Below are 11,163 nucleotides of genomic sequence, written 5' to 3' on the forward strand. Positions count from 1 at the left end.
GATCAGTGAGGGGTGGCACCGTCGGGGTGGGTGGTGATCCAGCGGGCGGCGGCGTCGGCGTTGGTGAGGTTGGTCTCGATGGCGTTGGTGTAGAAGTGGACGCCGCTGGTGAGGGGTCCGACGAACAGTAGACGGGTGTCGTGTGCGCCGTCGCGGCGGCGGGCCCGCAGGGTGGCGTAGTCGACGTCGATGCCGCCGAGGGGGTGGGGCCGCAGGAGTCCTCGGTCGAGGCAGTCCTTGACCAGGGGGGACTCCAGGGACCAGGCGGAGGTGCCCGGTCCGGATGCGTTGACGAGGAAGTCCGTGTGGTGCAGGACCTCGCCGGCGGGGGTGCGGCGCAGGACGTCGAAGCCGCCGTCGGAGGCGGAGGTGACGGCGCGCGTGCCGTCCAGGGTGCGCAGTCGGCCCTCGGCGAGCAGGGTGTGCAGGAAGCGGGCGTTGTCGAGCGGCATCAGGTGGCGGTGGACGGCCCAGACGGCCATGGAACGACGCAGGAAACGTGACTTGTCGCGGAAGCGGGTGCGGTGCCAGATCTCGGGGGCGAGGGGGGAGGTGGCGTCGAGCACTTCGTACCAGTGGGGGCGCTCGCTCTCGGCGCGGGCGATGTCGCGCGCCAGGGTGTCCTGGGGGTCCTTGCGGTCGGCGGCGAGCAGGGCGTTCAGTTCGTCGGGGCCGATCCGCTCGGTGAGTTCGGCGCGCAGCAGGTGGGCGAAGCGGGCGAGGGGGACGTCGGTGCCGAGTGCGCGCACGGCGTCGGCGGTGAGGTGGTCGGGCTGGTGGGGCCGCAGGGTGGCGGGTTGGACGCCGGGCCAGCCGCGGCGGCGGGCGAAGGCGTAGAGGGGCCCCTGATGTCCGTGGGCGCGCAGGGCGAGCAGGGTGTCGACGGCGGTCAGGCCGGTGCCGATGACGCCCACGCTGAGGTGGGGCGGGATGCGGTGGTAGAAGTCCGGGTCCCAGGGGGTGGGGGCGTAGTGGGGGTGGCCGATCAGGGCGCGGTAGGAGGTCGGGGGGAGGTCTCCGACGCAGATGACCGCGTGGGTGTAGCGGGTGGGCAGGAGGGTGCCGTCGGTACTCTCCAGGCGCAGTCCCGACGGTCCGGGGTGCAGTCGGGCGACCTCGTGGCGCAGGAAATCCACGCGGATGCCGCCCGTCGTCGCGGCGGCGAGGGCTTCGCGCAGGCAGCGTTCCAGGTAGGCGCCGTAGACCCGGCGCGGCACGTAGCTGTCGGCCAGGGACTCCGGTCCGGACGTCGGTCCGGGAGCGAGGCCGCGGTCCTCGGCGAGCAGGGCGGGCAGGGCGCGCAGGAAGTGGTCGGGGTCGTCCGGGTACAGGCTCATGGTCTTGGCCTGCATGTTGAGGACGTGCTGCGGCAGCGGGGTGCTGTAGGCCACGCCGAGGCCGGGTCGTTGCTGACGGTCGAGCAGGTGGACCGTCAGCCGCCCACGGCCGCGGGCCCGGTGGTGGTGCAGCAGGCGCATCGTCGTCATGATGCCGCTGGCGCCCGCGCCGATGACGGCGACGGTCGCTCGGGCGGTGGCCGGGGGGTGGTCGGGGGTGTTCACGGTGTTCGCCCGGCCGGGTTCAGCGGACGGTTCGGTGGGCGCGCAGCAGGGCGGCGGCGGCCCGGTCGACGTCCTGCTCGTCGGTGGCCCAGTTGATCAGGCACAGCCGCAGGACGGTCCGTCCCCGCCAGGTGCTGGGCGAGGCCCAGCTCTCCCCCTCGGCCTGCAGGGCGTGGGCGACGCGCAGCGTGCGGGCGTCGACCTCGGCGGGGTCGGTGGTCTCGGCGGGGTCGTGCGCGGGTCCGAAGGTCAGCAGGACCTGGTTGAGCGAGACGTCGTTGAGGACGGTGACGCCCGGTTCGCCCCGCAGCAGTGCGGCGAGGTGCCGGGCGTGGGCGCAGCAGCGGTCGACCAGGTCGGCGACGCCGTCTGCGCCCAGGGAGCGCAGGGCCGCCCACAGCGGGAAGGCCCGGGAGCGCCGGGAGACTTCCAGGCCCCACTGGACGGGGTGGCGCTGTTCGTCCTGCAGTTGCAGGTAGGAGGCGTCCAGGGGCAGGGCGGCGCGGTGGGCGTCCGGATCGGCGATCAGGGCGACGGCACCGTCGTAGGGGGTGTTGAGCCACTTGTGGGCGTCGGTGGCCCAGGAGTCGCACAGCTCGATCCCGTCGGCGACGTTGCGGCGCAGCGTCGGCGAGGCGGCGGCCCACATGCCGAACGCGCCGTCCAGGTGCACCCAGCCGTCGGCCGCGTGGGCGCTCTCGCACACCGCGCGCAGGTGGTCGATGCCGCCGGTGTTGATCTCGCCGGCCTGCGCGCAGACGATCAGCGGCGCCCCGTCGGCGGCCCGGACGGCGGCGTCGAGTTCGGACAGCAGCATCCTGGCCTCGGCGTCGACGGGTATGCGCTCGATGGAGCCGCCCAGTCCGAGGAACTGCAGGGAGCGGATCACCGCGGCGTGCGAGGAGTCGTTGACCAGGACCTTGACCGGCGGGGCACCCTGCAGGCCCCGGGCGGCGACGTCCCAGCGGTGGCGGGCCAGGACGTGGTGGCGGGCAGCGGCCAGGCACAGCAGTTCGGCGTGGGTGCAGGCGGGCACGAACGCGGCGGACGTGCGGGCGGGCAGGCCGAACAGTTCCACCAGCCAGTTCCGGCAGACCTCCTCGACCACCGCGGTGGCGGGCGAGATGTCGTGGACGATGCAGTTCTGGTCCCAGGCGGAGGTCAGCCAGTCCGCGCCGAGGGCGGCGGGGAGGGTGCCGCCGACCACGTAGCCCAGGTAGCGGCCGTTGCCGGAGGGCACGAGGCCGCGGTCGACGCCGTGGGCGAGCTGGTCGAGCACGGTGCCGGGCCCGGCACCGGTGCGGGGCAGCGGCCCGCCGAGCAGCTCGTGCAGTTCGGCGTCATCGGCCCGGGCGAGGACGGGTCGCTGGGGCAGCCCTTCGAGGTAGCGCAGGGCGTGCGCGTGGGCGGCGTCCAGGATCTCGCGGTAGACGGCGGGGTCGGGGGTCCCGCGGCCCGGCGTGCGGTCGGCCGTGGCGTCGGGGAAGGGCTGTGCGGTCATGGGTAGGTCACCTTCTCGATCGGGTGGTGGGGTGGTGCGCGGACCGGCGGGCGGCCGGTCCGCGGGACGGCGGGCCGGGCACGGTTCAGCGGGCGGCGGGGTCCGACGGGGAGCGGTGCTCCTTGACCATCAGGGCGGTGGTCTTCTGCGGGATCGGGACGTAGGCCCGGCGGGTGAAGCCGGCCTTCTCGAAGGCGCGCAGGGCCGGGGCGTTGGTGGCGTTCGGCTCGGCCAGGACGCGGCGCCCCCGGGGGCCCTCGTCCAGCAGCGCGTCCGACACCGCGCGCAGCAGCGCCGGTCCGCGACCGCGGCCGCGCTCCTCGGGGTTGGCCAGGGCGATGTGCACGCCCACGTCCTCGGGGCCGGCGTCGATGTACCCGGCGTACGGGTCCTCGACGACCCGGTAGATCTCGATGTAGCCGACCAGCGCGCCCCGGTGGGAGACGAAGCACGGCCAGGAGACGCCGAGCGCCCGCTGGCGGGCCAGTTCCTGCAACCAGACGCCGGCCGGCCAGGCACGTCCCCAGGCGTGCGCGATGTGCGGGGCGTTCATCCACTGGGAGATCGTGAGCGCGTCGACGGGGTCGGCCTCGGCGACCCGCAGCGCCCACGGCTCCGGCAGTCGCGGCACCAGGGTGGACCCGGCCCGGTCCTGCTGCGGCGGCACCGGTCCACCGGCCCCGTGGACCCGGTTGTCAGGGGTGAGGAACACCATGTGGGGGGTGTGGACGGCGGCCTGCTCCTCATCCAGGAGGGCGTGGGACGTCAGCACGATCCGGCTGCCCTGCGGGGCCACCGCCGCGGCCGCGCCGAAGGTCTGCACCGTTCCGCTATCGGGCGGCGCGGGCAGTACGTACGTCTCCAGCTGGATCCCGGCGTCGACGACGGTCAAGGTGGTGCGGTCGCCGACCTGCAGATCGGCGGCGGCCAGGACGTCCGCATCCACCAGGACGGCGTCGAGCGGGCCCTCACCCGTCGCGGTCACGGTGGCACGGTGGATCAGCGAGTGGACACGGGAACGCAGCATGACGTGATCTCCGAAGAAGGGGCCGGAACACCGGCGCAGAAGCGGCGCGTGAGTCGGCGGCCGCGAGAAGGGGAGCCGAACGGTGGGAAATGGCCACCCGCCGGTCGCTTGTCCGTCGGTGGCGAGAAAACGCAGGGATTCCGGCCATAACCGGCTTTCCCTCCGGGCGCGGACCCTGGTGACCCGGGTCGACCCTCCAGGACCAGAGTCCCCGATTTCCTCAGTTCTTCCCGGCCCCGCGGCGCGCCGCCCCACGGCGGGGATGCGAGGGGCGGGCGATGCGGGAAACGCCCGTGCGGAAATCGTTCCGCCCGGATACCGGAGCGTCGGGAAGATGGGCCGAACGGGTAATTTTCCACCGTTTCCGCCATGGATGCGCAGATCGCGTAAAGGAGTGGCTCCCCTGTCCGAATCGTGGAGGACCCCGTGCGGAACCTGATGCAAGAACGACCCCGAGCCGTGGTCTTCGACTGCGACGGAACCCTGTTGGACACCGAGCACCTGTGGCAGGCGGCACGCGAGGACGTCCTGGCCCGACTTGGTGCCGCGCCCAGCCGCGACCTGCTCGACGAGGTGAAGGGCATGCACTACGAGGAGTGCGGCCGCCGCCTGGCCGAGCACACCGGCCGGCCCGACCAGGGCGCACGGTGCGCACGGGCCCTGCTCGAACGCTACGAGGAGCGCGCCCGGGAGGGCACCCGGGCCATGCCCGGTGCCGTCTCCCTGCTCCGCACGCTCGACAACGGCCGCATCCCGCTGGCGGTCGCAAGCAACTGCCCTGTGAAAGTCGTGAGTTCAGGACTGGAGGCGGTCCGTATCGCCGCACACTTCGACGCCTTGGTGGTACCGGGCGAGGGAATCCGCCCCAAGCCCGCCCCGGACGTCTACCTCCAGGCGGTCCGGCGACTGGGGACGCAGGCGCGCCACGCAGTAGCGGTGGAGGACTCCGAAGCGGGTGCGGCGGCAGCCAAGGAAGCCGGACTGCGGGTGCTTCTCGTCACCCCCGACCCCACCGAACAAGGCCGCCGCTTCGTGGACGCCTGGACTCCCTCGCTGGAGAGCCCCGAGGCCAGGCGCTGGGCGATTTTCGTCGGCAACCCGGGATGAACCGTCCTCCGAGCGGGCAGTGCCGACCGGATCCGTCCCGATGCGGCCGCCGTACCGCCACGTCCATCCGCGTGCCCCTGCTCCCGTCAGCGGCGTAAACGCGACGTGCCGCCGGAATCGAAGCCCGACCTCCGGAGGAGGGGAAATCGATCTCGGCCGCTTTCTCGACCGGGTCGGCCGTAGAGTCGAATCCGATCGACCCGCCGGCGCGCAATCGACTCCACGCGCCCCCTTTTTCTTGCGGACATGACGGAGACGCCGACTGGGTGATCGGAGAAATCCCGCCCCTCCGCATCGTGAACTGCGATTTCTTCGCGCCACGGTGATCACGGGACCGGCGCGCGGCGGGGAGTGGGGGAGAGGGCCGAAAAATCTTGGGATCCTGCTGGACCGCGTCCGGGATCGGGTGGATGCGCGTCCCACGCAGCCGGATTTCGGCGGACCCGCATCCCGAAAAGCCGTTCCGCCCTGCGCGCCGTTCGCAGGACCTCGGCGCGCCCGGCCGGCGCCATGACGCCGGGAGATCGAGAGCTGCGTCCCACGAAGGACCCACCCCCATGCACACCCCCCCTGCACACCCCCCTGGGCCGCGCATCACGGACAGGGCCTCCCCCGCTGCTTCGCCGGCCGTCGAGCCGCCCCGTCGACGAGATCACCGTGACACCGGGGTTCACGATCGCCAGAACGGCTCCTGCGCACGGCAGTGCCACCACGGCCTTGGAACCGGAGCAGCAGATCCTCCTCGCCACGGGCAGCGCACCCCGTTCCCGACGCGTCGGTCCCCGCAGGCGAGTCAGGTGCGAGACCCAGGGCTGACACGCCGTCCCGGGCGCCCGCCGGCAGCCCCTGAACACCCTGCCGCACCGCCCACCCACGCGGCTGCGCCCCAGCCGGCTCGCCTCCATCCCGCACCGCCCCCACCGCACCCCCACCTCAGGAGCATCCCGTGTCCCTCCACCTCGCCCTGCCCTTGCGCGCCGCCCTCGCCGGCGCCGCGCTGTGGAGCCCCAGTGCCCTGGCTCAGACCGCCCCCGCCCCCGCGGCAGCCCGGGCCGTCCCGTCCGGAGCCATCACCGTCACGGTCAAGTTCCTCACCGGCGCGACCGAGACCGTCACCACCACCTCCACCACCGTCCTGGGCCTCAAGGAGCAGGTCTTCGACCTCGCCGGCATCGGTCCCCAGCTTCAGCGCCTGGTCTTCGCGGGCAAGGAGATGCAGGACGCCAGGACGCTGGGCTCCTACAACGTCACCAACGGCTCCGTCATCAACGACGTCGTGCGCCTGTAATCCCCTCATCCATCGCGCACCCGCCAACCGCTGCGGCCCGAGGCCCCTCCCTCGGGCCGCAGCCCCCGCCCCGAGCGATCCCCGCACCCCGCACTCACGGTCGCGCTCGTGAGCGCCCATCCGCCCGAGTGCACCGGGCAGTTGCTGCGCGACCTCGACACCGTCCTGGAGCACGGCGCCGTCGTCGTGTTCATCGAGAGCCGATCGGTGCCCGACCTGCTCAGCCACGCCCCCGCGGTCAGCGGATCCGCCTTCCACCGAACACGGGCCGTCGCCCTCGCCCGCACCGCCGGCTCCTTCCCCGTCTTCTCCGCGCACCACGGCGCCGCCCTCACACGGCCGCACGCCCCTGGCCTGTGCGGGAAGCGGCCGCCGTGCCAGGGCATCACGGCGGTCCCGGGGGCGCGATCGGATAGGTGTGGTCCGTGCGCGCTCTCGTCGTCAACCGCCCCCTGAAGCCCCCGCCCGCCGCGGCGACCAGCGAGGTCCTCGCCACGGTGGTCGCAGCCGAACTCGCCGCCCCGGGTGCGGAGGTGGCCACCGTCCGCGCCGTCGACCTCGACCTCCGGCCCTGCGCGGCCACGGACATGGGGGACGACGACCGGCGGTCCGGTATCCACGACCAACTGCTGGCCGCCGACACCCTCATCGACGCCCTGCGGGTCCGGGCCGGCCCTCCCTCCTCGATCGCCCAGCGCGTGCCGGAGCGGGTGGACACGATGGTTTCCGGGACCGACGGCGACGGGTGGCCCACCGCCACCGCAGGGACGTGGACCAGTCCGTCGGCGTCGAGGCGGACGTGTTCGGCCAGCACCGCCGGCACCTGCTCCGCACTCCACCCCAGCCCCTCCGTCAGCGCCCGCAGACGCCGCCCCGCCTCGCCCGGCACCACCGCCTCCACCCGGAACCCGGTCCGGCGGCGGCACGGGTGGCACCGGACCGGGCGCCGGTGGCGCTGCCGGGAGATGAAGGAGGGCGGAGGCGAGGGCGGGAGAGTGCGCGTCGGCTGCGTCGGCGTCGGACCGTAGCCGGTAGGCGCAGGTGCCGGCCGTGGCCCGTCTGCCGGAATCGGAGTGAACGGCGACCACGAGATCGGCGAGTGGCATGAGGGGCGCTCCGCCGGGGGCGTGGGCTGCGGTGCGCACGCCCGCCAATTGGAACTACACGGAATATCCCGACGGGTCATATGCCGAATTCCCCCACAGGGGACAATTTGATTCCGGGGCCTCAGTTCTTCTGGAGGTCCGGAAATCTTTGTCGCTTCCCGGTGCTCCGGCCGCTGGCCGCCGGAAGCTCTTTCCTCTGTGAGGTTCGATCACAGGCGTCGATGAACGTCGTGGCGAAAGGCAGGCTCATGCCGCAGACCCCAAGGCTCTCCTCCATCCCCTTCGCACTGACCGCACTGACCGTGGCGATCGGGCTGCCCGGCGTATCGGCCCAGGCGGCGCCTTCGAGGGCCACCGCCATGATGGTCTGCACCGGGACGTCGCTCCAGCGCTACTCCCCGGCGCTTGGCCCGCTGCCGCGGCCCACGGTGGTCAGCCTCTCCGAGAGGCTGACGTGTACCGGCGGTCCCTTCGCCACGGGCGCGGCCGACGCCGCCTTCGCCAACCCGGCCAGCTGCCTGGTGCCGCCGGTCACGGGCACCGTGCCGCCGGCCGACGTCCTGACGTACCGCTGGAGCAACGGCCAGACCAGCACCATCACGTACACCCTGACCACTGTCGCCAGGGCCGCCAACCAGAACATCGTGACCTCCGCCGGAACCGTCCCCTTCGGGTACGCCCAGGGCTCCGTGGCCCAACGCGAAGTGATCATGCCCAACCTCGACGTCCTGGGCTGCCTGGCTTCCAACATCAGCCAGCAGAGCGGCAGCGAGACCCTTTCGATCCTGCTGTGAATCGGCGCGCGCCCTCCACGAGCCGCACCGGGACGGTTCGTGCCGTCGGATGCCATCCCATCGGCCGGTAAAGGCACGCGTGCACTGCGAACGGCCTGCCCACCGGTGCACCTGCCGGTGGGTTTCAGGCGCGGTAGAGATGAAAGCGCATGCTCGCGCCCCGCGGCAGCGCGGGGGGCGGAATGATCGAGCACAGGCGTCGGCACCGGAGAGGCAGTGAGCAAGGGAGTCCTGGACGATCAGGTCACTCGTTTTGATGGCGATCAGACACGGGCGACCGTCACGTGAGCGCTGGATGTCGTGGAGGATGTCGTCCACCGGCCGAGGACGGCGGCCCCGCCCGGCCCGCTGATCACCGCCGCCAACGTCGCCCCCGCATTACCCGCACCGCCGCCCTGGCCGCCTGGCCCGTCGAGGGCTGCCTCGACCTCCTCGGGGCCCGCTGCCGTGATCTTCCCGACTCCGTGCCGCCTCGAAGCGCCTGGGGGTGGCTGTCTGAGTCAGCTCTGCCAGCCGTCTTGGGGTGTGTCGGGTGCGGGGGTGCAGCCGGCCGGCAGTGGGTTGCCTTCGATGTGGAGGACGTCGGTCCGGCTGCTGGGGGCGGTCCACGGGCCGGTGACGGGGTGTCGGACGGCGGGGGCGAGCTGGCGTACCAGTGCCACGTGGGCGTCCTCGTCGGTGTACTGGCAGGTCTCGATCCGGGCGCGGCCCTGCAGATCGGGCCGGACACTGCTGCCCATGGTTTCCTCTCTCTCCTCTTCTGCTGGTGGGTAGTCAGTTCCCTGCCCGGAGCGGCCGGGTGGGTGAAGTCGGCGTGTGGGGGCGGGTGTCGCCGGGCCTGCGGGGTGGTTGATGGCCCGGTGGAGTGGCCGAGTGGCGAGGCGGCGGTCCGCAAGACCGTACACGGCGGTTCGAACCCTTTCTCCACCTCGACCGGTGGCGGGCCGCGGGCTATGCAGCCCGCCACCGCTGCGTCCGAGCCGGCTCCGGCATGACCGGTCCCGGGGTCACGGGGCTGTGGCAGCCTCCATCCGCCCATCGGGGCAACCCCGACAGGTGGGCGGGCGGGTGGGGTGGTCGGCGGGTCGGCCGAGGTGGTTGCGGTGGTCCTGGCGTGCTTGGGCGGGTATCGCGCCGCCAGGGTCCAGCACGCTGTTCCACTATGGATGGTCGGGCTGTGGGGCGGGGACTGCGCTGCCGTGGTCGAGTTCTGATCGTCTTGTCGCCTGGGCTCTGAGCAGCGTTCCCGCTCCCGCTCCGAGCAGTAGTGGCAGCGTGTACAGCGTCGTGCTCATGAATGCCAGGACCGGGATCAAGGCGGCGAGTGCGGGATGCGGGTCCGTCAGGGCGGCGAGCAGGGGAACCGCCATGACTCCCGCCCCGGCTGCCACCGACAGCGCCGCTCGCGCGCGTTCGCGTCCGAGGAAGGCTCCCAGGAAGAGGCCCGGAACCGAGCCGCAGGCGAACGCCCCGTCTCCTTTCCACAGGAGTGCGCCCACTGCGGCAAGCGCCAGCCAGCCGGCCACTCCTGCCCATGCGAGCCCTGTCCGCCGCTTCTCATTCGCAAGCGAATCGTTCACTTCCGCCCCTCGCGCCCGCAGTTGAGGATGGCATCGTGCCATAGAGCCGAAGCGCGGGTACTGAGCTCCTGGACGTCGGGATCCGCCACCGCTCGCCATGCCGTCCTCATGCCGACCGCCCGTCCGGTCGGGAGAGCAGCGAGGACCCTGGCCGATCTCCCGGCGGTGCCCTGGGCGCACCCGGGTCGACGGAGGGCCAGGCGCCGCGCCCGGTGCGCACCGCGGTCGCCAGGACACTGGTCAGCGCCTCCAGCCCGGGCGGGCCGGGCGCCGTGTACGGGCGCGGGGCCCCGGCGGTTGCCCGCCCCACCGGTCGGGCCGCGGGCCGTGCGGCCGGCCACCGTCGCGTCTGTACGAGCCGACTCCGGCATGACCGGCCCGGAGCCACGCGGCTGTGGCGCGCGCCGCCCGCCCGTCAGGACGCCCCTGACAGCCGGGCGGACGGCCCGGGCGGGGCCGGGTGTCGGGTACGGTCAGTCGAGGTGGTGGTGGTACTGCTGGTGGACGTAGGCGCGTACCGCGCCGTCCGGGTCCAGGACGGTGTCCCACTGCGGGTGGTCGGGCCCGTAGCGGCCCTCCCGGGAGCGCAGTGCCTGGTCCGGCGCCATCAGCCGGCGGGCCTGGACCGCTGCCGGGGCGGGGACGCCCGTCCCGGCCCCGGTGGGGCGCAGCGCGGTCCGGTCGGCTAGGGCCTGAGCGGCTCCGTCGAAGTCCGCTGCTCATCCGCACCTGCGGCACAAACCTGGCCGCCCCTGGCGAACGGGGCTTGGGGGCGAAGCCCAAGGAACTCCCTGTTCCCGCACCTGAGCGGAGCTGCTCAGAGGGCGTTTCGTCCCGTTGTTTGGTCCCGGATTGTCGGGCTGGTGGTGGTTCATGTGCCACGCCATGTCGGGGTGCTCTCGCCGGTGAGTCTGCGGGTCATGAGGTTGATCATCGCGACGTGGATCATGGCTTCGGAGCGGTGCGCGTGTGCTTCGTAGTCGCGGGCCAGGCGGCGGTGGTTCATGAGCCAGCCGAGCGTTCTCTCGACGGTCCACCGCTGCGGCAGGACAGCGAAGCCCCTGGTGGCGGGGTCGCGGCGGACGATGTGCATGTCGATCCCCAGGGTGGCGGCGTGTTCGACGAGGTGCTGGCGGTAGCCGCCGTCGACCCAGGTCTTTCGGGCCGCGGGATGCTCTGAGGCGATTCGTTCGATGAG

At 72.8% G+C, this 11,163-nt stretch carries 11 protein-coding genes and 1 tRNA gene; 5 read left to right on the forward strand and 7 right to left on the reverse strand.

Annotated features, from left to right (window positions below; translation table 11 throughout):
- Positions 1 to 2 precede the first annotated feature (2 nt).
- The 3 genes from K353_RS32815 to K353_RS32825 form a co-directional block, all read right to left on the reverse strand.
- Positions 3 to 1,562 carry an FAD/NAD(P)-binding protein gene (locus K353_RS32815; protein WP_111557129.1) on the reverse strand — a complete coding sequence of 520 codons (1,560 nt, stop codon included), beginning with the start codon at positions 1,560 to 1,562 and terminating at the stop codon, positions 3 to 5.
- 19 nt (positions 1,563 to 1,581) lie between these two features.
- Positions 1,582 to 3,063: a pyridoxal-dependent decarboxylase gene (locus tag K353_RS32820; protein WP_111557130.1), complete on the reverse strand. Its 1,482-nt coding sequence runs from the start codon at positions 3,061 to 3,063 to the stop codon at positions 1,582 to 1,584.
- A gap of 85 nt (positions 3,064 to 3,148) precedes the next feature.
- Complete coding sequence (locus tag K353_RS32825; protein WP_111557131.1) at positions 3,149 to 4,090, reverse strand: aspartate 1-decarboxylase; 942 nt, start codon at positions 4,088 to 4,090, stop codon at positions 3,149 to 3,151.
- Positions 4,091 to 4,516: 426 nt separating this feature from the next.
- Between K353_RS32825 and K353_RS32830 the strand changes: the two genes are divergently transcribed.
- The 3 genes from K353_RS32830 to K353_RS34695 all read left to right on the forward strand — a co-directional run bounded on the left by K353_RS32830 (position 4,517) and on the right by K353_RS34695 (position 7,513).
- Entirely contained in the window at positions 4,517 to 5,197 is a 681-nt protein-coding gene (locus K353_RS32830; protein WP_146616642.1) for an HAD family phosphatase, read from the forward strand.
- 946 nt (positions 5,198 to 6,143) lie between these two features.
- On the forward strand, positions 6,144 to 6,485 hold the full coding sequence (locus tag K353_RS32835; protein ID WP_111557133.1) for a ubiquitin family protein: 342 nt from the start codon (positions 6,144 to 6,146) through the stop codon (positions 6,483 to 6,485).
- A 425-nt stretch (positions 6,486 to 6,910) separates the two neighbouring features.
- Positions 6,911 to 7,513 carry a hypothetical protein gene (locus K353_RS34695; RefSeq protein ID WP_158585559.1) on the forward strand — a complete coding sequence of 201 codons (603 nt, stop codon included), beginning with the start codon at positions 6,911 to 6,913 and terminating at the stop codon, positions 7,511 to 7,513.
- 199 nt (positions 7,514 to 7,712) lie between these two features.
- Here the strand turns inward: K353_RS34695 and K353_RS32845 are convergent, their stop codons facing one another.
- Positions 7,713 to 7,964, reverse strand: a complete 252-nt coding sequence (locus tag K353_RS32845) for a hypothetical protein (RefSeq protein WP_111557135.1) — start codon at positions 7,962 to 7,964, stop codon at positions 7,713 to 7,715.
- Between K353_RS32845 and K353_RS32850 the strand changes: the two genes are divergently transcribed.
- Positions 7,951 to 8,385: a hypothetical protein gene (locus K353_RS32850; RefSeq protein ID WP_111557136.1), complete on the forward strand. Its 435-nt coding sequence runs from the start codon at positions 7,951 to 7,953 to the stop codon at positions 8,383 to 8,385. The two genes, K353_RS32845 and K353_RS32850, sit on opposite strands and share 14 nt — an antisense overlap.
- 500 nt (positions 8,386 to 8,885) lie before the next feature.
- Here the strand turns inward: K353_RS32850 and K353_RS32855 are convergent, their stop codons facing one another.
- The gene (locus K353_RS32855; protein WP_111557137.1) at positions 8,886 to 9,125 is read right to left on the reverse strand and encodes a hypothetical protein; all 240 of its coding nucleotides are present in this window, start codon (positions 9,123 to 9,125) and stop codon (positions 8,886 to 8,888) included.
- Between the two features lie 119 nt (positions 9,126 to 9,244).
- Between K353_RS32855 and K353_RS32860 the strand changes: the two genes are divergently transcribed.
- Positions 9,245 to 9,315: transfer RNA gene (locus K353_RS32860), tRNA-Cys, on the forward strand.
- A 1,123-nt stretch (positions 9,316 to 10,438) separates the two neighbouring features.
- On the opposite strand, the gene K353_RS36720 is transcribed toward K353_RS32860, so the two are convergent.
- Both K353_RS36720 and K353_RS32865 read right to left on the reverse strand, forming a co-directional pair.
- Positions 10,439 to 10,573: a hypothetical protein gene (locus tag K353_RS36720; RefSeq protein ID WP_255410790.1), complete on the reverse strand. Its 135-nt coding sequence runs from the start codon at positions 10,571 to 10,573 to the stop codon at positions 10,439 to 10,441.
- A gap of 263 nt (positions 10,574 to 10,836) precedes the next feature.
- On the reverse strand, positions 10,837 to 11,163 hold a 327-nt coding region (locus K353_RS32865; protein ID WP_146616643.1), incomplete at its 5' end, for a transposase.

Origin of the sequence: Kitasatospora sp. SolWspMP-SS2h (assembly GCF_003259315.1) — a bacterium.
Classification (GTDB): Bacteria; Actinomycetota; Actinomycetes; order Streptomycetales; family Streptomycetaceae; genus Kitasatospora; species Kitasatospora fiedleri.